Annotated in this window: 15 protein-coding genes; 7 read left to right on the top strand and 8 right to left on the bottom strand. The window is 75.8% G+C overall.

The window, feature by feature from the left end; all coding sequences use genetic code 11:
• The first annotated feature begins 33 nt into the window (after positions 1-33).
• Entirely contained in the window at positions 34-294 is a 261-nt protein-coding gene (rpsT, locus tag INN71_RS04900) for a 30S ribosomal protein S20 (protein WP_277498517.1), read from the top strand.
• Positions 295-405: 111 nt separating this feature from the next.
• Here rpsT and holA read toward each other — a convergent pair whose 3' ends face one another.
• From holA to leuS, 5 genes are all read right to left on the bottom strand, one after another.
• Positions 406-1,422, bottom strand: coding sequence for a DNA polymerase III subunit delta (gene holA, locus INN71_RS04895; protein WP_277498519.1), 1,017 nt, complete (start codon positions 1,420-1,422; stop codon positions 406-408).
• 55 nt (positions 1,423-1,477) lie between these two features.
• A complete protein-coding gene (locus INN71_RS04890; RefSeq protein ID WP_277498521.1) occupies positions 1,478-3,925 on the bottom strand; it encodes a ComEC/Rec2 family competence protein in 2,448 nt (815 codons plus the stop codon).
• A gap of 3 nt (positions 3,926-3,928) precedes the next feature.
• On the bottom strand, positions 3,929-4,906 hold the full coding sequence (locus INN71_RS04885) for a ComEA family DNA-binding protein (protein WP_277498523.1): 978 nt from the start codon (positions 4,904-4,906) through the stop codon (positions 3,929-3,931).
• Positions 4,907-5,002: 96 nt separating this feature from the next.
• Entirely contained in the window at positions 5,003-5,920 is a 918-nt protein-coding gene (locus INN71_RS04880) for a DegV family protein (RefSeq protein ID WP_277498524.1), read from the bottom strand.
• A gap of 10 nt (positions 5,921-5,930) precedes the next feature.
• A complete protein-coding gene (leuS, locus tag INN71_RS04875; protein WP_277498526.1) occupies positions 5,931-8,429 on the bottom strand; it encodes a leucine--tRNA ligase in 2,499 nt (832 codons plus the stop codon).
• Positions 8,430-8,759: 330 nt separating this feature from the next.
• Here leuS and INN71_RS04870 point away from each other — a divergent pair, with 330 nt between their 5' ends.
• The 3 genes from INN71_RS04870 to INN71_RS04860 all read left to right on the top strand — a co-directional run bounded on the left by INN71_RS04870 (position 8,760) and on the right by INN71_RS04860 (position 12,337).
• Positions 8,760-10,130: an MFS transporter gene (locus INN71_RS04870; RefSeq protein ID WP_277498528.1), complete on the top strand. Its 1,371-nt coding sequence runs from the start codon at positions 8,760-8,762 to the stop codon at positions 10,128-10,130.
• 99 nt (positions 10,131-10,229) lie between these two features.
• Positions 10,230-10,946: a response regulator transcription factor gene (locus tag INN71_RS04865; RefSeq protein ID WP_277498529.1), complete on the top strand. Its 717-nt coding sequence runs from the start codon at positions 10,230-10,232 to the stop codon at positions 10,944-10,946.
• Positions 10,943-12,337, top strand: coding sequence for a HAMP domain-containing sensor histidine kinase (locus INN71_RS04860; RefSeq protein ID WP_277498532.1), 1,395 nt, complete (start codon positions 10,943-10,945; stop codon positions 12,335-12,337). Before INN71_RS04865 ends, INN71_RS04860 begins: the two co-directional genes overlap by 4 nt.
• Here the strand turns inward: INN71_RS04860 and INN71_RS04855 are convergent.
• Genes INN71_RS04855 through INN71_RS04845 form a run of 3 tightly spaced genes read right to left on the bottom strand, consistent with a single transcriptional unit; the run spans position 12,267 to position 15,372 of the window.
• The gene (locus INN71_RS04855; protein WP_277498533.1) at positions 12,267-13,271 is read right to left on the bottom strand and encodes a TAXI family TRAP transporter solute-binding subunit; all 1,005 of its coding nucleotides are present in this window, start codon (positions 13,269-13,271) and stop codon (positions 12,267-12,269) included. The genes INN71_RS04860 and INN71_RS04855 overlap by 71 nt on opposite strands.
• A gap of 2 nt (positions 13,272-13,273) precedes the next feature.
• The gene (locus INN71_RS04850) at positions 13,274-14,290 is read right to left on the bottom strand and encodes an aldo/keto reductase family protein (protein ID WP_277498534.1); all 1,017 of its coding nucleotides are present in this window, start codon (positions 14,288-14,290) and stop codon (positions 13,274-13,276) included.
• A gap of 29 nt (positions 14,291-14,319) precedes the next feature.
• The gene (locus INN71_RS04845) at positions 14,320-15,372 is read right to left on the bottom strand and encodes an AraC family transcriptional regulator (RefSeq protein WP_277498535.1); all 1,053 of its coding nucleotides are present in this window, start codon (positions 15,370-15,372) and stop codon (positions 14,320-14,322) included.
• A 71-nt stretch (positions 15,373-15,443) separates the two neighbouring features.
• Here INN71_RS04845 and INN71_RS04840 point away from each other — a divergent pair, with 71 nt between their 5' ends.
• Genes INN71_RS04840 through INN71_RS04830 form a run of 3 tightly spaced genes read left to right on the top strand, consistent with a single transcriptional unit; the run spans position 15,444 to position 19,302 of the window.
• Complete coding sequence (locus INN71_RS04840; protein WP_277498536.1) at positions 15,444-16,979, top strand: NAD(P)/FAD-dependent oxidoreductase; 1,536 nt, start codon at positions 15,444-15,446, stop codon at positions 16,977-16,979.
• Positions 16,940-18,682: an FAD-dependent oxidoreductase gene (locus INN71_RS04835; protein WP_277498537.1), complete on the top strand. Its 1,743-nt coding sequence runs from the start codon at positions 16,940-16,942 to the stop codon at positions 18,680-18,682. Before INN71_RS04840 ends, INN71_RS04835 begins: the two co-directional genes overlap by 40 nt.
• On the top strand, positions 18,679-19,302 hold the full coding sequence (locus tag INN71_RS04830; RefSeq protein ID WP_277498538.1) for an acetoacetate decarboxylase family protein: 624 nt from the start codon (positions 18,679-18,681) through the stop codon (positions 19,300-19,302). The genes INN71_RS04835 and INN71_RS04830 overlap by 4 nt, the downstream gene beginning before the upstream one ends.
• Positions 19,303-19,317 lie beyond the last annotated feature (15 nt).

Here is a 19,317-nt window from a genome sequence, read left to right as displayed (position 1 = left end):
CCCGACGACGAGCACCGAAGGCAGAGGCGCACAGTGGCCAACATCAAGTCCCAGATCAAGCGTAACCGACAGAACGAGCTGCGCCACGAGCGCAACAAGTCGGTCAAGTCCGCCCTGAAGACCGCGGTCCGCAAGTTCCGCGAGGCGGCCGACGCCGGCGACAAGGACCAGGCCGTCCAGCTGGGCCGCGACGCCGCCCGCAAGCTCGACAAGGCCGCGTCCAAGGGCGTCATCCACGCCAACCAGGCCGCGAACCGCAAGTCGGCCATCGCGAAGCGCTCCGCCTCCCTCTGACCTGCTGCGAGCCGGCGCACCGCGCCGCTCGACGTCGTCGTACGCACAGGGCGTCGACCCCTCCGGGGGTCGGCGCCCTTCGGCGTGCCCGGCCCGGACGCCCCGGCGAACCTAGCGACCACGCAGGTCGGCGACGGTGAGCACGAGCCGCTCGAGCGTGTACGACGCGTCGCCCCCGGCGCCCTTCACGTCGGCGTCGGCCGAGGCCACGGCGCGGATCGCGGCGCGCAGCGCCTCGTCGTCCCAGCCGCGGGCCTGCTCGCGCAGCGTGCGCAGCTTCCACGGCGGCACGCCGACCTCGCGCGCGAGGTCCGCCTCGCGCAGGCCGCGGGGCGCGGAGCGGAAGCGGGCCAGCCCGCGCGCGCCGGCCGCGAACGCCGACGTGACGAGCACCGGCGCGGTGCCCGTGTCCATCGCCCAGCGCAGCTCCTCCAGCGCCTTGGCGCGGCGCCCGCCGTACGCGTGGTCGGCCACCGCGAACGAGGTGGCCTCGGCCCGGCCGCCGAAGTAGCGGCCCACCTTCTCCGCGTCGATGCGCTGGCCCGCGAAGTCGCTGACGAGCTGGCCGGCGGCGGCGCTGAGCGCCCGCAGGTCGTTGCCGACCGCCTGCACCAGCGCCTCGGCCGCCGGCTCGTCGATGGAGCCCCCCGCGGCGCGCACCTCGCCGGCGACGTAGCGCGGCAGCTCGTGGGCGCGCAGCTCGGCCGACTTCACCTCGGTGACCGTCGCGAGCTTGCGCAGCTTCGTCAGCGTGCCGCTGCCCTTCGGCCCGCCGGAGTGCACGAGCACGATGGCCACGTCCTCGGCCGGGGACGCCGCGTAGGACAGCAGCCCGTCGACGGACTCGTCGGGCAGGTTCTCCAGCGCCCGCACGACGACGCAGCGGGTGGTGGAGAACAGCGAGGGCGCGGCGAGCTCGCCGAGCGTGCCCATCGTCAGCTCGGAGGCCGCGCACTCCGACAGCTCCGCCTCCGCGTCGTGACCGCGCACCGCGGCCCGCACGGCGACGACCGTGCGCTCGTTGAGGAACTCCTCCTTGCCCGTGACCAGCACGATGCGCCCGAGCACGTCGGCGGCCGAGGGCGCCGAGGTCGAGGCAGGGGCGGAGGACCGGGACCGCGGGGGCATGGCGGCAGCCTGCCACAGCGCGCCGACGGTCCCGGAACCGTCCTCACCGCACCCGTCACCCCCGCCGGGACGTCGTCGCGAGGCCCGCGCCGTCGAGGGTCACGGCGAGGTCGCCGAGCAGGTCCGTGCGCAGCACGCGGGCCCCCGCGCCCTCCAGCGCGTGCAGGACCGCCGGGGCCGGGTGGCCGTAGGTGTTGTCGGCGCCGACGCTCACCAGGGCAACCTCCGGGCGCACCGACGTCAGCAGCCCCAGGTGCTGGTGGGGGCTGCCGTGGTGCGGCACCTTCAGCACGTCCACGTCGAGTCCGCGACCCCCGTCGCGCGCCTCCAGCAGACGTAGCAGCCGCCGTTGGGCGGGCGGCTCGACGTCCCCGGTGAGCAGCACGCGCACCCCTCGGACCTCCGCGAGCAGCACGAGGCTCGCGTCGTTGACCCCGTCGCCCTCCTCCCCCTCCCCCGGCCCGTCCCCGCCGTCGGTCCGCACCGCGCCCGGCGCGGGCCACAGCACCTCCAGGCGCACGTCGCCGACGGTCCGCACGCTGCCGTGGGCCGGTACGGCGACCGCGGCGCCCCGGGCGGCGGCGAGCCGGCGTACCTCGTCGGCCCCCGCTGCGGGCGACGCCAGGGGGCTGACGTCGACCGCGCCCACCGCACGGTCGGCGAGCACGCCCGCGACCCCGCCGGCGTGGTCGTCGTGGAAGTGGGTGACGACGAGGAGCGGCACGGCCCTCACCCCGAGGTCGTCGAGGCAGGCGTCGACCGCCGCGGCGTCGCCGCCGGCGTCGACCACCACCGCCTCCGCCGGGCCCGATCGCAGCGCGAGAGCGTCGCCCTGGCCGACGTCGCAGGCGACCACCACCCATTCGCCGGGCGGCCAGCCCGGCGTCGGCGGGCGCACCAGCACCACGAGGCCGACCACCGCGCAGGTCGCGGCGACCACCCGGCGTCGGCGCAGGGCGTGCGGGACCACGGGCACCGCAGCCACGCAGAGCGCGGCCAGCAGCACGACCGCGCCGGCCGAGCTGCCCCACGGCACCGCGGCGGCGGGTAGGTCGGCGCCGGCGCGCGCGACCGCGATGACCCACCCGACGCACCAGGCCGCGACGGTGCCCGGCACCCGGGCGAGGGGCGGGGCGACGAGGCCCACCAGGCCGCCGGCCAGGCCGAGCACCGTCGCGGGCCCGACGACGGGGGCGACGAGCACGTTGGCGAGCACCGCCACGAGGCTGACCTCGCCCGAGATGCCCGCCACCAGCGGCGTGCAGGCGAGCTGGGCGGCGGCGGGCACGGCGACGGCCTCGGCCACCCAGCGCGGCAGCCAGGTCGCGAGGGCGTCACGCCACGCGGGGGCCAGGAGGAGGATGCCCGCGGTGGCGAGCACCGACAGCGCGAACCCCGCCGTCAGCGCCAGCCACGGCTGCACGAGCAGGAGCGCGACCACGGCGACCCCCAGGCTGCGGGTGCCGCGCTGCAGGCCGTTGCGCCCCAGGCCGATGAGGGCGACCGTGCCCATCGCCGCCGCCCGCACGACGCTCGGCTCCGTGCGCGCCAGCAGCGCGAAGCCGACGATGCCGAGCACGGCCACGACCACCTGGCCCCGGCCGCGCACCCCCACCCAGCGGCCGAGCACCAGCAGGAAGCCGACGATGAGGGTCAGGTTGGTGCCCGAGACCGCGAGCAGGTGGGTGAGACCGGTCGTGGCGAAGTCGTCCGCCAGCGCAGGATCCAGGCCGGCGTCGTCGCCCACCACCAGCGACGGCACCAGCACCGCCTGCTCCGGCGGCCGGTGCGCGACGCTGGCACGTAGGGCCCGCCGGACGGCAGCCGCACCGTCCCACCACGCGTCGGGCGCCCGGCGCACCTCCGGGTCGCCGCGGGCCTGCAGCACGGCGGCGAGGTCACCGCCGTCCGGCTCCGCGAGACGACCGGCCACCGCGAGTCGCGAGCCCAGCTCGACCCGTTCCCACGCGGGCGGGGCGATGACGAGCACGGACGCGGCCACCGCGTGGGTGCGGCCCCGGCCGGTCACCTCGTCCAGACGGCCCCGCAGCACGACGTAGTCGCTGAACCGCCCCTGGCGCAGCCGGGGGTCGCCCGTCACCACCAGCTCGCCGCGGACGCTGGCGCGCTCGGCCGCCAGGTCGGCCACCGGGCCCGTCCCGGCGTCGACCCGGTGGACGGTCGCCACGACGCACGCCACCACCGCGACGCCGAGCAGCGCTCCGGCGGTGCGGACGGCGGCCCCGCGGTCGGCCCCGCGGTCGGCCCCGCGCCGGGACCCGCGTCGTGCCAGCAGGGCCGTCGTCAGCGCGACCAGCAGGCCGAGGGCCGCCAGGGCGAGCACGGTGCGCCCGCCGGGGAGGAGCAGGCCGACCAACGCCCCCACCCACGCGGCGAGGCCCAGCGCGGGGGCCCGCAAGTCGGGCGGCGCCGGCGCCGCGCCGCCGTGGCCGTCCGGCGCACCGTGACCGCCGTGGACACCGTGGCCGTCGCGGGGGTCCACCCCCTAGACCGTGACGAGTGGGGCGAGGCGGGCCAAGGTGGCCTCTCCGATCCCGTCGACCTCGACGAGCTCGTCGACGGAGGTGAAGCCGCCGTTGCTCGCGCGCCACTCGACGATCGCCTGCGCGGTGACCGGCCCGACGCCGGGCAGCGTGTCGAGGGCCGCCTCGTCGGCGGTGTTGAGGTTCACCAGCCCGCCCGCGCCCGGCGCGCCGGGCGCTCCCCCGGCTCCCCCGGCTGCCCCGCCACCCGGCTGCGCGCCGGTGGGGGCGGGGACGCCCTCCACCCCGACCAGCACCTGCTCGCCGTCGACGAGGAGCCGCGCCAGGTTCACCCCGGTGAGGTCGACGTCGGGCGGGGCCCCTCCGGCCGCCTCGACGGCGTCGGCGACGCGGGAACCCACCGGCAGCACCACGATCCCCGGGCGCGCGACCCGGCCGGCGACGTGCACCACCAGCTCGCCCGTCGCCGCGCCCGTCGTACCGGGGGCGGTGGGGTCCGCCGTGCCGGCGCCACCGGAGGCCGTGCCCGCGGGCGCTGTCGCCGCGGCACCCTCGGCCGGCGCCATCGGGGTGCCGGCCACCTCGGTGGTCGCGGCCCGCGGCGCGGCCACCTCGGTCGGACGCGAGGCGAGCACCCACCAGGCCAGGACGGCGAGCGCCACGGCCGCGACGACGGCGAGCACCGCCACCTGCGCCGGACCCACCGCCACCCGTCCCCGCAGCCCGTCGGGCACGGCGAGGACCCGCGGCACGCCCACGACGGGCACCGAGGCACCCGCCCGCGCCGCGTGCCGCCCGGGCACGGGCAACGCCGGGGGCCCGGCGTCACCGGGCTCCGGGTCCTCCTCGTCGGGCACCACCACGGCGCCCATCCGGTCCCAGCGGCCGGCGCTGATCCGGGTGTGGTCGTCGAGCAGCGCCACCGGCTGGAGCCGGGACCGCAGCACCTCGGGGTCGAGCTCGGGTCGTCGCACGCGCATGGGGCGACGCTAGGAAGCGGCCCGACCTGGCGCAGCGGGGCGACGCCGATCTGGGGAGGAGCGAGCCCGTGCGGCGCCCTGGGGACGAACGGTGGCTCAGGCGGGGTCGGTGCGAGGGGCCACGCAGACCGCGACCGTGCCCGGCCCGGCGTGCACGCCCAGCACGGCGCTCAGCTCGCCGCACCGCACGGGCCGGTCCTCGAGCTGCTCCGCCAGGCGCTCCGCCAGTTGCTCGGCCAGGCTGCCCGCCGGCTCGGGGTTCGCGAGGTGGGCGACGCCGACGTCCACCGGGCGGTCACCGGCCGCCTCGACCGCCAGGTCCGCCAGGCGGGCCAGCGCCTTCGAGGCGGTGCGCACCTTCTCCCGGCTCGCCACGGTGCCGTCGGCGATCGTGAGGATCGGCTTGACGGCCAGCACCCCGCCGAGCAGGGCGGCGGCGGCGCCGACCCGGCCGCCGCGGCGCAGGAACTCCAGCGTGTGCACGTAGAACAGCGACGTCGCCGCGTCCGCGCGCTCGCGGGCCGCCGCGGCGGCCTGCTCGATGCTCGCGCCGGCCCGGAGGCGCGCGACGGCGGTCTCCACGGCGTACCCCGTCGCCGGTCCCACCTGGCGGGTGTCGACGGTGACGACCCGCAGGTCGACCTGACGACCGGCCAGCACCGCCGACTCGTGGGTGCCGCTCACGGCGCCGGAGAGGTGGACGGACAGCACGGCGTCGTACCCCTGCGCGGCGAGGTCGCGGTAGACCTGCGCCAGCACCGCGGGGCCGGGGCGCGACGTGCTGACCGACGCCCGCGCCCGCAGCGCCTCCGCGACGCGGCCGGCGTCGTAGCCCTCCGCGCCCTCGTCGTGCACCTCGTCGTCGACCACCACCTGCAGCGGTACGACGGTCACGTCCAGCTCGCGCGCCGTGGCCAGGTCGAGCTGGGCGGTGGAGTCGGTGACGACCGCGACCCGCGGGCCACCGGCCGGCCCACCGGTCGACCCGCCGCTCCGCTCCTCCGCGTCGCTCATCGCCACGGCCTCAGCCGACGACCAGGTTGACGAGCTTCGGGGCCCGCACGATCACCTTGCGCACCGACTTGTCGCCGATCGCGGCCACGACCGCAGGGTCCGCGAGCGCCGCGGCCTCCAGGTCGGCCTCGCTGACGTCGGGCGCGACCTCCAGGCGGGCCTTGACCTTGCCCTGCACCTGCACGACCGCGGTGACCGACTCCTCGACGAGCAGCGCCTCGTCGACCGCGGGCCAGCCGGCGCGGGCCACGGTGGGCTCGTGACCCAGGCGCTCCCACATCTCCTCGGCCGTGTACGGCGCGACGAGCGACAGCAGGACCGCCACGGCCTCGGCGGCTTCGCGCACGGCGGGGTCGGCCGGGCCGCAGCCGGAGTCGATCGCCTTGCGGGTGGCGTTGACGAGCTCCATCGTGCGGGCCACGACGACGTTGAAGCGCATGCCCTCCAGCAGCGCCTCCGTCTCGTGCAGCGTGCGGTGGGTGACGCGGCGCAGCGCGACGTCGCCCCGAGCGGGGTCGGTGCCCGGCTCCGAGGTCACGTCGCCGGCCAGGCGCCAGGCGCGCGCCAGGAACTTCAGCGAGCCCGACGGCGAGACGTCGGCCCAGTCGATGTTGTCCTCCGGCGGGCCGGCGAAGACCAGCGTCAGGCGCACGGCGTCGACGCCGAACTCGTCGAGCTGCTCGCCCAGGTTGACGCCGTTGCCGAGCGACTTGCTCATCTTCTTGCCCTGGTTGATGACCACGCCCTGGTTGAGCAGCGAGGTGAAGGGCTCGGTGAAGTCGAGCAGGCCCATGTCGTGCAGGACCTTCGTGAAGAACCGGCTGTAGAGCAGGTGCAGCACCGCGTGCTCGACGCCGCCGACGTACTGGTCCACCGGGCCCCAGCGCTTCAGGTCCGCGGGGTCGAAGGCGCCGTCGGTGAAGCCCGGCGAGCAGTAGCGCAGGTAGTACCAGGACGAGTCGACGAACGTGTCCATCGTGTCGGTGTCCCGCTCGCCCGGGCCGCCGCAGGCCGGGCAGGGCACCTCGACCCAGTCGCGGGCCGCCGCCAGCGGCGAGGAGCCCTTCGGCTTGAGGTCGGCTCCCTTGAGGTCGGGCAGCACGACCGGCAGCTGGTCGTCCGGCACCGGCACCTCGCCGCAGTCGGGGCAGTGCACGATCGGGATGGGCGCGCCCCAGAACCGCTGGCGGCTGAGCAGCCAGTCGCGCAGGCGGAAGTTGACGGCACCGCGACCGGTGCCGTCGGCCTCCAGCCGCTCGAGGATGGTGCGGATGCCGGCCGCCTTGTCGCTCAGCCCGTCGAGCGGCCCGGAGCTGACGTAGGTGCCGTCGCCGGTGGTGGCCACGAAGGTCTCCGCCGGGTCGTCGGCCCCGGTGTCGATGACGCGGCGCACGGGCAGGCCCATCGCCTTCGCGAAGTCGAGGTCGCGCTGGTCGTGGGCCGGCACGCCCATGACCGCGCCCGTGCCGTAGTCGGCCAGCACGTAGTCCGAGGCCCAGACGTCGAGCTGCTCGCCGTTGACCGGGTTGGTCACGGTGATGCCCAGCGGCACGCCCGTCTTGGGGCGGTCGGTGGCGAGCCGGTCGATGTCGGAGGCCTTGCGGGTCTCCTCCAGGTACGCCGCGAGCGCGTCCGCCTGCTCCGGGGCGACGACCTCGGCGGCCAGCTTCGCGTCGGCCGCGACGACCATGAACGTCGCGCCGAACAGCGTGTCGGGCCGGGTCGTGTAGACGGTGACGACGCGCGTCGTGCCGTCCGCGAGGTGCAGGTCGAAGTCGACGTGCGCGCCCTCGGAGCGTCCGATCCAGTTGCGCTGCAGGGTCAGCACCCGCTCGGGCCAGCGGCCCTCCAGCTGGGTCATGTCGTCGAGCAGGCGCTGCGCGTACTCGGTGACCCGGAAGTACCACTGCGTCAGCTCGCGCTTGGTCACGACGGCGCCGCAGCGCTCGCAGGCGCCGTCGACGACCTGCTCGTTGGCCAGCACGGTCTGGTCGTTGGGGCACCAGTTGACGGGGCTGGCCTTGCGGTAGGCCAGGCCGCGCTCGCGGAAGCGCAGGAACAGCCACTGCGTCCAGCGGTAGTACTCCGGGTCGGAGGTGTGCAGGCGCCGCGACCAGTCGAAGCTGAGGCCGTACGTGCGGAACGAGCCGGCCTGGGTCTCGATGTTGGCGTAGGTGTACGTCGCGGGGTGCTCGTCGCGCTTGATGGCCGCGTTCTCCGCCGGCAGGCCGAACGAGTCCCAGCCGATGGGGTTGAGCACCTCGTACCCCCGCTGCCACCAGTAGCGGGCCAGCACGTCGTGGAGCGCCGTGACCTCGGCGTGGCCCATGTGCAGGTCGCCCGAGGGGTAGGGGAACATGGTCAGGGCGTAGCGCTTCTCCCGCTCGCCCGCGTCGACCAGCGCGTCGTCGGCACGGAAGGGGTCGAGGGCCTCCCACACCGGCAGCCACTTGGCCTGCAGTGCCGCCGGGTCGTAGGTCTCGCGCTCGTCCGCGTGCGTCTCGCTCATCTCTCGCTCTCCTCGGTGTCCCTGCTCGTCCGACTGCCGACATGAAAAAACCCCTCGCTCACGGAGGGGTTGCCGCGCGACCGGGGGGTCAGCGCGGCGGCAGGAGGAGCAGGGGGTACGTCGCCACGAGCGGCATCCTAGCGCCTGCGGCCGGTGCCGGCGTGCCGCGGGCGCCGCCCGGCGGGCGCGGCGACCCGCTCTGCAAAGTCTGTGTAAAGCAACCCGGGACGAGCCCGTGCTATGACCGCGGTCACACCTAGCGTCGACCCCCGTGAGCGAGGCGACCGGCCCCTCGTCCACGGCGATCGACCGGCCGGAGAGGTGAGACGCATGACCACAGCACCATCGGCCCCGCCCGCGGCTCCCGCGGACCAGCCCGGGATCCGCCGCGCCGTCCTGAACACCGTGCGGGGCTCGCTCGGCAACCTCGTCGAGTGGTACGACGTCTACGTCTACACGGTCTTCGCCAGCTACCTCTCCTCGAGCTTCTTCGCCGAGGGCGAGCCCAACGCGGGCATCTACACGATGGCGATCTTCGCCGTGACGTTCCTGATGCGTCCGGTCGGCTCGTGGTTCTTCGGCCGCTACGCGGACCGCCACGGCCGCCGCCCGGCGCTCGTCTTCTCCATCTCGCTGATGGCGGGCGCCTCGCTCGTCATCGCGCTCACCCCGACGGCGGAGACGATCGGCGGCGCGGCCGTCGTGGTCCTGATCCTCTGCCGGCTGCTGCAGGGCTTCGCCACCGGCGGCGAGTACGGCACGTCCGCGACGTACATGTCGGAGGCCGCGACGCCGGGCCTGCGCGGCTTCTTCTCGTCGTTCCAGTACGTCACGCTGGTCGGCGGCCACGTGCTCGCGCAGGTGACCCTCCTCGTGCAGCAGACGTTCCTGTCCGACGCGCAGATCTCCGCGTTCGGCTGGCGCATCGCGTTCGGCATCGGCGCCGTCAGCGCGGTCGTCGTGCTCGTCCTGCGCCGCAGCATGGACGAGTCGCTGCACGACGACGGCGTCGCCCGGAGGTCGGGCTCGATGGTCGAGCTGCTCACGGCGTACCCGCGCCAGCTGCTCGTGTGCTTCCTCGTCACCCTCGGCGGCACGGTCGCCTTCTACACCTACAGCGTCAACGGCCCGCTCATCGTCAAGAGCACCTACGCCGACGACCCGAGGACGGCCACCTGGATCAACCTCGCCGCGCTCGTCCTGCTGATGCTCATCCAGCCGCTCGGCGGCCTGCTGAGCGACCGCGTCGGCCGCAAGCCGCTGCTCGTGGGCTTCGGCGTCGCCGGCGTGCTGTGGACCTGGACGTTCCTGCACCTGCTGCCGCAGGTCACCACCCCGATCGCGTCGTTCCTGCTGCTGGCCGGCACCTACGTGATCCTCACCGGCTACACCTCGATCAACGCCGTGGTGAAGGCCGAGCTGTTCCCCGCGCACGTGCGGGCGCTCGGCGTGGGCGTCGGGTACGCCGTGGCGAACTCGATGTTCGGCGGCACCGCGCCGCTGATCTACGAGGCCGCGAAGGCCCGCGACGTGCTCGACGCGTTCGGCGTCTACGTCACCGTCGCGATCGGCGTCTCGCTCGTGGTCTACGTCTTCGTGCTGAAGAACCGGGCGCCCACGTTCCTCGACCGCGAGCAGGCCGGCGCCGGGCCGTCGACGCGGCCCGGCGCCGAGCGGGAGGCCGCCCCCGCCGGGCGGTGACCCGTTCCCCCGGTCCGTCGCGCACGGCGGGTGCCGCGCGCACCCGCCGTGTGCGACGCTGTGCCGCCGTCAGGGCGAGCCGCAGGAGAGGAGGCGCCCGTGCGTGCCCTCCTCGTCGAGGACGACACCGGTCTGGCCGCGGCCCTCGTCCAGGCGCTGCGTGCGCAGGGCTGGCGGGTGCTGCACGCCGCCACCGGTCGCTCGGCGCTCGAGCACCTCGACGCCGCGCTCGGCGGCGGGCCCGACGACGCAGTCGACCTCGTGCTGCTCGACATGGGCCTGCCCGACCACGACGGGCTGTGGGTCTGCCAGCAGGTGCGGGCGCGCTCCGGCGTACCCATCGTCGCCGTCACCGCCCGCCGCAGCGAGGCGGCCGTGGTCGGCGCCCTGCGCGCCGGCGTCGACGACTACGTGACGAAGCCCTACAGCCTGGCCGTCCTGCTGGCCCGCATGGAGGCGGTGCTGCGTCGCAGCCGGGGGCGCGCCGGCGAGGAGCCCGTCGCCGACCTCGGCTTCGCCCACGACCGCGCCGCCCGCGCGGTGCGGCTGCCCGACGGCACCCGCGTGGCGCTGACCGCCAAGGAGTCGGAGCTCCTCGGGGCGCTGGCCCGCACGCCGGGCGACCCCGTCACCCGGGCGGCCCTCATGGAGGAGGTCTGGGACACGACCTGGGTCGGCGCCTCGCGCACGCTCGACGTCCACGTCGCCGCGCTGCGCGCCAAGCTCGGGCCCGCGGTGCCGATCGAGACGGTCCGCGGGATCGGCTACCGGCTGGCGCCGCGGGACGGGGCACCCCCGCGGGACGACGGCGCGTGAGGCGGCGTCTGCTCGCTCTGAGCCTCAGCGTGACGGTCGCCGTGCTCGCCGCGCTGGTCGTGCCGCTGGTGGCGGCCTACGCGGAGCAGCGCGCCGTGCGCCTGCACGAGGAGCGGCTCGCCGCCGCCACCCGCTTCGCCACCCTCGCGGGCGCGCCCGGCATCGACAGCGACCCGGCGCTGCTCGCGGCCGACCTCGAGCGGTACGACGCGGTCACGACCACCACCCGCACCTTCGTCCTCGACGCCGACGGCTCCGTCCTGGCGCCCGCCGGCACCACCCTCCCGGCGGACGTGGCCGGGCTGGACGACGCCGTGCGCGACGCGCTGGCCGGCACCCCGACCTCGCCCCCGGAGCCCCTGTGGCCCTGGAACGACGACCCCGTGGTCGTGGCCACGCCGATCGGGCGGGACGCCCAGGTGCTCGGCGCGGTGCTGCTCGTGGAGCAGACCGACGACCAGCGGCGCGCCGTGGCGACCCGGATGGCCCTGGCGGCCGGCGCCGGCGCCCTCTTCGTGGCGGCGCTCGCGTGGCTCGTCGGCGTGCCGCTCGTCGGCTGGGTCGTGCGCCCCGTCGAGGAGCTCGACGAGCGCGCCCGCGACCTCGCCCGCGGCCGCACTCCCCCGGCGGGCCGGATCGAGGGGCCACCCGAGCTGCGCCGCCTCGTGGAGTCGTTCAACGCGATGGCGGCGAGCGTCGAGCACTCCCAGCGCCAGCAGCGCGAGCTCGTCGCCGACGTCTCCCACCAGCTGGCGAACCCCCTCACCGCGCTGCGGCTGCGGCTCGAGGGCATCGGAACGGACGACCCGGCGGTGGAGGCGGTGCTGGCCGAGACCGACCGCCTCGCCCGCGCCCTCGACGCGGTGATCGAGGTCAGTCGTGCGGGCGGGTTCGACCGCGTCGCGGTGCGCGTCGACGCCGCGGCCCAGGTGCGCGAGCGGATCGAGCTGTGGGCGCCCCTGTTCGGCGACCGCCTGGTGGCGCGGGTGCCCGACGGACCGCTGCCCGCGGTGCTGGAGGAGGACCTCCTCGCGACCGTGCTCGACGCGCTGCTGGACAACGCGCTGAAGTACGCCGCGGACGCGGCGGTCGAGGTGGACCTCCACCGGGACCCCGGGCACGTGGTGCTCGTCGTCCGCGACCACGGCCCCGGCGTCGACGACGCGGAGGCCGCCGCCCTGGGGCACCGCTTCCGCCGCCTGGAGCGGCACGCGGACGTCGAGGGGACCGGTCTCGGCCTGGCGATCGTGCTGCTGCGGGCGCAGGACGCGGGCGGCCGCGCGGACGTCGAGGCGGCCCACCCCGGCCTGCGGGTGCGGCTCAGGTTGCCCGTCGGTCCCGTTCGCGGAACCACTGCAGCGAGCCCGGGTGGAGCGGCACCGGCTGGGTGAAGATGCCGGCGGCGGCCGTCGGTTGCCGCACGTCCGGGACGGCGCTGCCCAGGGCGGCCTGCCGCTCGAAGACGACGGCCGTGAACCCGTGGGCCAGGTCGTCGGCGAGGTCCGGCCGGGCCACGAGGTACGTCTTCACGCTCACGGTCGCGACCGGCGCCGGCAGCCCGTAGGGCCCCGCCGGGAGCGGGCCCGCGACGTACTGAGGGCCCCAGCGCCCCACCAGGTCGCCGACCGCGTCGCCGACGTCGAGGGCGCGGAGCGGGACGCGACGACCGGCCTCGACCAGCGCCGGGATCGGGAAGCCGCTGACGAACGCGAGGGCGTCGACCTGGCCGGAGGCGAGCCGTGCCACCCCGTCCTCCAGCGCCAGGTCGACCAGCTCCACGTCGTCGGGTGCGACACCGAGGGCCTCCAGCGTGCGGGTGGCGACGACCCGGGTGCCCGAGTCGGCCTCGCCGGCGGTGACGCGTCGTCCCACGAGGTCCGCGGGCACGGCGATGTCCGCGTCGGCGCGGACCAGCACCTGCAGGAAGCTGTCGTAGAGCCGGGTCAGGGCGACGAGGTCCGCCGGCGGACCCAGCGGTGCGGTGCCGGCGATGGCCTGGGCCGCGCTGTCGCCCAGGGAGAACGCGACCTCCGCGTCACCGTCGAGCACGGCGCGGAGGTTGCCGAACGAGCCGCCGGTGGGCACCACGCCCGACGTGACCCGCGGCATCGCGCGCTCGACCTCGGCGGCCAGCGCGCGGCCGTAGCGGTCGAAGACCGCGCCGGTGTTGCCGGTCGCGATCCGTAGCCGCCCGGCCGCGTCCGCCCAGCCGGGCGCGCGGGAGCGCGAGACGGCGACACCGGTGGCGCCGAGCGCCCCGACGGCGCCGACGGCTCCTGCGAGGAGGAGGCCGCGGCGCGTCGGGGCGGTCGGCAGCAGGGGCACCGTCAGACGACGCGCTGCTTCGGCGTCGACTCGGCCACGAGCGCGGCGTCACGGGTGACGACACCGCCGAGCACCTCGTCGATCCGGGCCAGGGCGTCCTCGGGGATGGTGACGCCCGCGGCCTTGACGTTGTCCTCGAGCTGCTCGGGCCGCGAGGCGCCCACGATGGCGGCGGAGACGTTGTCGTTCTGCAGCACCCAGGCGATGGCGAGGGCCGCCATGGTGAGGCCGAGGTCGTCGGCCACCGGCTTGAGCTCCTGCACCGCGGTGAGGGTCTCGTCGTTCATGAACCGCTTGATCATGTTGGCGCCGCCCGACTCGTCGGTGGCGCGCGAGCCCTCGGGCAGCGGCTGGCCCGGCACGTACTTGCCGGTGAGCACGCCCTGGGCGATGGGCGACCAGACGATCTGGCCGATCCCCAGCTCGGCGCAGGTCGGGACGACCTCGTCCTCGATGATGCGCCACAGCATCGAGTACTGCGGCTGGCTGGAGACGAGCGGGATCCGCAGCTCCTGCGCGAGGTCGTGGGCGGCGCGGATCTGCTCCGGCGTCCACTCGCTGACGCCGATGTAGTGGGCCTTGCCCGCGTGCACGATGTCGGCGAACGCCTGCATCGTCTCCTCGAGCGGCGTGAAGGAGTCGAAGCGGTGGGCCTGGTACAGGTCCACGTAGTCGGTCTGGAGGCGGCGCAGCGAGGCGTCGATCGACTCCATGACGTGCTTGCGCGACAGGCCCGTGTCGTTCTTGCCCTTGGGGTCGGGCCCGACGGGCCAGTAGACCTTCGTGAAGATCTCCAGCGACTCGCGGCGCTGGCCCTTCAGGGCCTCGCCGAGCACCGTCTCCGCCTTGCCGTTGGCGTAGACGTCGGCGGTGTCGAAGGAGGTGATGCCCAGGTCGAGCGCCTTGTGGACGCACTGGGTCGCGATGTCGTTCTCCACCTGGGACCCGTGGGTCAGCCAGTTGCCGTAGGTGATGGCGGAGATCTGCATGCCGGAGCGGCCGAGGTGACGGAATTCCATGCACCCCATCCTGCCCGGGCCCCGGTGAGTCACCCCCGCTGGCGCGGCGTCCGCCCGGTCCACCGCCGGTGCGCGTGGATGAAGCTGGACGCCTCGGCGTACCCCAGCCGCAGCGCCACGTCGTCGAGGCTCAGGGTGGTGGCCAGCAGCTCGACCGCGAGCGTGCTGCGCACCTCGTCGAGCAGCTCCGAGTACGACGTGCCCTCCCCCGCCAGCCGTCGGCGCAGCGTGCGCTCGCTCAGCCCGAGCCGCGCGGCCACCGCCGCCGCGGGGGCGCCGTGGGAGAGCTCCTGCGCGACGAGCACCCGCACCTCCTGGGCGACCCCGGTCCGCGCCCGGCGCCGGGACACCAGGTCGGCGCACAGGCCCTCGCAGACCGCGACCGTCTGCGGGTTGCCCTGCGGCAGGCTGCGGCCGAGGTGGCGGGCGGCGAAGGTGATCTCGGCGCGCTCCGCGGAGTGCTCGGCGCGCACGGGCATGTCGGGCAGCAGCTCGACGAGCGCGGTCGCGATGGCCACGGCGTCACGGGCGACGAGGAACGCGCGCACGTCCGCGGGCAGGGTCGTGCCGTCGACGACGACCCGCACCGCCGCGTCCGCCGTCCCCGCGGCCGGCACCAGCTCGGCGCGCGGCAGCGCGAAGGTGAAGCTGAGGTCGAGGTAGCGCGTGGCCATCGTGACGGCGTCGGCCAGCGTCGGGCTCGCCAGCAGGGCGAACCCGAAGATCCCGAACGAGCTGAGGTGGTAGGCACCGCCGACCTCGGCACCGAGCCGGGCGTCCTCGCCCGTGCCGGCCGTCCCACCCGCCCCGCCGGGTGCACCCGCACGCAGGTGGCGCAGCAGCGCCCGCACGACGGTGAGCTCCTGGTCGGCCGTGACCTCCCGCTCCCCCGCCGGACCGACGTGCACGTCGGCGACGGCCAGCCCGGTGCCGCGCAGCAGCTCGGCCGCGTCGAGCCCACGCGAGCGCGCCCAGTCGAGCAGCACCGCCACCCCGGCCACCGAGCGCGGGAAGTGCCAGTCCCGCGGCACCGGGTCGGGGAACGACGCCGGGGACGCGGCGTCGACGGGGAGACCAACCATGGCCGGAATCATGGATCACCTGGCCGCGAATGTCTCGTGGCTCACACCCCGCTCCTCCTAGCGTCACCACCATGTCGACCACCCGCCCCCTCCCGGAGGCCCCCGTCCGGCTCTCGGCCGTCGTCATCGGCGCCGGCTTCGCCGGCCTCGCCGCGGCGGACACCCTGCGCGCAGAGGGCGTCGACGTCGTCGTCCTCGAGCGCGCCGACGGCGTCGGTGGGGTCTGGCGCGACAACACCTACCCCGGCGCCGCGTGCGACGTCCCGTCCTCGCTCTACTCGTTCTCGTTCGACTCCAACCCCGGCTGGCGGCGGGTCTACTCCGAGCAGCCGGACATCCTGGCCTACCTCGAGCGGGTCGCCGACCGGCGTGGCCTGCGCCCCCTCGTGCGCACCGGCGTGCGGGCCGTGGCCGCGACGTACGACGACACGACCGGCCGCTGGACGGTCACGCTCGCCTCGGGCGAGACGCTCGAGACCGACCTGGTCGTCAGTGCGGTGGGGCAGCTGAGCGAGCCCGTCGTACCGGCCCTGCCGGGGCTCGAGTCCTTCGCCGGGCCCGTCTTCCACTCCGCCACCTGGCGCCACGACGTCGACCTCGCCGGGAGGCGCGTGGCGGTCGTCGGCACCGGCGCGAGCGCGATCCAGCTCGTGCCGGGCATCGCGGACCGGGCGGGCTCCATCACGGTCTTCCAGCGTTCGGCGCCCTACGTCGTGATGAAGCCCGACGGCGCCTACCCCGGGTGGCTGCGCCGCCTGCTGGCCCGCTCGGCGGTGCTGCGCCGTCTCGAGCGGCGAGCGGTGTGGCACCTGTCGGAGTGGCTCAACGGCGCGCTCACCGGCGCACTGCCCCGCTCGGCGCTCCCCCGCGTGCTGCACCGCGCGTGGCGGCTGCACCTGCGTCGACAGGTGCGCGACCCCGCCCTCCGCGCCCGTCTCGTGCCGAGCGACCCGCTGGGCTGCAAGCGGCTGCTCTTCTCCAACGACTGGTACCGCACCCTCGACCGCCCGCACGTCGACGTCGTCACCGCGCCCGTCGCCCGCGTCGAGCCCGACGCCGTCGTCGACGCGGACGGCCGACGCCACGAGGTGGACGTGGTCGTCTGGGGCACCGGCTTCGCCGCCACCGACTTCCTGCGCCACCTCGAGGTCACCGGCCGCGACGGCGAGCGGCTGCACGAGACGTGGCGCCACGGCGCGAGCGCCCACCTCGGCGTCACGGTCCCCGGCTTCCCGGGACTGGCGCTCATGTACGGCCCCAACACGAACCTCGGCGGCTCCAGCATCCTCGGGATGATCGAGCCCCAGGCGGCGTACGTCGCGCAGCTGGCCCGCGCCACGGCTGCGGCCCGCGCCCGCGGGGCGGTGGGTCTCGAGGTGCGGCGGGAGGCGTTCGAGGCCTACGACCGCGAGGTGCAGGAGCGGCTCTCGCGCAGCGTGTGGGCGGGGTGCGCGAGCTGGTACCGCACCGTCACCGGCCGCATCACGACGAACTGGCCGGGCACGGTGGCGGAGTACCAGCGCCGCACCGCCGAGCTCGCGCTCGACGACTACGAGGAGGTGAGGGCATGCCGCACGACCCCGCACACGACCACGACGTCCTCGTGATCGGCTCCGGCTTCGGCGGCAGCGTCACGGCGCTGCGCCTGGTCGAGAAGGGCTACCGGGTCGGCGTGCTCGAGGCGGGGCGCCGCTTCGCCGACGACGAGTTCGCGACGTCCTCGTGGCGCCTGCGCGACTACGTCTTCGCGCCCCGCATGGGCCTGTCCGGCATCCAGCGGATGACGCTGCTCGGCGACGTGCTCGTGCTGTCGGGGGCGGGCGTCGGCGGCGGCTCGCTCGTCTACGCCAACACGCTCTACGAGCCGGGCGAGACCTTCTACCGCGACCCCTCGTGGGCGCGGTTCACCGACTGGCGCGACGAGCTGCGCGGCCCGTACGACCAGGCCAAGCGGATGCTGGGCGTCACGACGTACCCCCGCCGCACCCCCTCGGACGACGTGATGCGGCGGGCGGCCGAGGACCTCGGGGTCGCCGACTCGTTCGTGCCGACGCCCGTCGGCGTGCTGCGGCCCGAGGACCACGGCGTCGCGCCCGGCGAGCGCGTGGCCGACCCCTACTTCGGCGGGGTCGGTCCGGAGCGCACGGCCTGCACCGACTGCGGCTCGTGCATGACCGGGTGCCGGGTCGGGGCCAAGAACACGCTGGTGAAGAACTACCTCCACCTCGCCGAGCAGGCCGGCGCGGAGGTCCACCCGATGACCACCGTCACCGACGTCCGACCGCTCCCCGGGGGCGGGTACGCCGTCACGACCCGCCCGTCGGGCTCGCTCCGGACGGGCCGCACGTTCACCGCGGAGCAGGTCGTGTTCTCGGCGGCCGCGCTCGGCACGCAGCGGCTGCTGCACCGGCTGCGCGCCTCGGGCTCGCTGCCGGGCATCTCGCCGCGGCTCGGCGAGCTGTCGCGCACCAACTCCGAGGCGATCCTCGGGGTGCGCGCGAAGCGCTCGGGCCGGCACGGCACGACCGACTTCAGCGAGGGCGTGGCGATCACCTCCTCGATCCACCTCGACGAGTCGACGCACGTGGAGCCGGTGCGCTACGGCCCCGGGTCGAACGCGATGGCGCTGCTGATGGCGACGCTCGCCGACCCCGAGGAGGGCGTGCTGCGCTGGCGCGTCGGCCTGCGCGAGATGTGGCGCAAGCGGCGCTCGCTGCTGGCGTTCCACGACCCGCGGGACTGGTCGGAGCGCACCATCGTGCTGCTCGTCATGCAGTCGCTCGACAACTCGCTGACGACGGGCCTGCGCAAGCGGCGGCTCACCGGTCGTCCGGGGCGCCGCCTGACGGCCCGTCCGGGCGAGGGCGAGCCGAACCCCGTGTGGATCCCCGCCGGCCACGCCCTCGCCCGCCGCATCGCCGAGCAGGTGGACGGCGAGCCCGCCGGCGCCTGGAACGACCTGGTCGACGTGCCGACCACCGGCCACTTCACCGGCGGCTGCCGGATGGGGGCCAGCGCCGAGGAGGGCGTCATCGACCCCTACCACCGCGTCCACGGCCACCCCGGGCTCCACGTCGTCGACGGCTCCGCGCTGTGCGCCAACCTCGGGGTCAACCCGTCGTTGTCGATCACCGCGCTGTCCGAGCGCGCGGTCTCGCTGTGGCCGAACAAGGGCGAGGCGGACCCCCGCCCGCCGCTGGGTACGCCGTACCAGCGGATCGCGCCGGTCGCACCCCGGCACCCGGTGGTGCCGACGTCCGCCCCCGCCGCCCTGCGGCTGGGCCCGACCGTCACGAGGGAGCCGGCATGAGCGGGTACCCGCCGCAGCCGTGGGACCTGACGGGCCGCGGCTGGATCAGCGCGTGGCGCGTGCGCGGGTCGCTGCCGCCGCTGCCCGCGGGGGTGCGGCCGGTCGGCCGGGTGGCGCTCACGATGTTCGTCGACTACCGCCCGCCCGGGCAGATGACGTACGGCGAGCTCCTCGCCGGCGTCCTCGTGCGCTCGGGCGCCCGGGTGGGGCTGGCGATCACCGACATCTGGGTCGACTCCCCCGCCTCCCGCGACGGCGGGCGCGCGCTGTGGGGGGTGCCGAAGAACCTGGCGTCGTTCCCCGCCCTCGGCGACGGCGCGCTGGAGGCGCGCCGGGACGGCACCCCGCTGGCCCGCGCGACCTTCCGGCCGGGCCGCCTGCCCGGCGTACCCCTGCCGTTCCCGGCCACCGCCCACATCGCGCAGACCCTGCCCGTGGGGCCGCCGGACGCGCCCGGCGCCGCGACCGTGTGGACGCCGGTGCGGGCGAGCGCGCGGTCCGTGCGGCTCGCCCGCGCCACCTGGGAGTCACCGGCCGACGGGCCGCTCGCGTGGCTGACCGGTGCCCGTCCCCTGGCCAGCGTGCGGGTCGACGGGTTCGCGATGCGCTTCGGCGCCTGAGGTCGGTCCGCGGCC

Origin of the sequence: Nocardioides sp. ChNu-153 (genome assembly GCF_030466625.1) — a bacterium.
Taxonomy (GTDB): Bacteria; Actinomycetota; Actinomycetes; order Propionibacteriales; family Nocardioidaceae; genus Nocardioides.
Note: the sequence above shows the minus strand (reverse complement) of the source record. Positions and strands in the feature narration are given on the sequence as shown.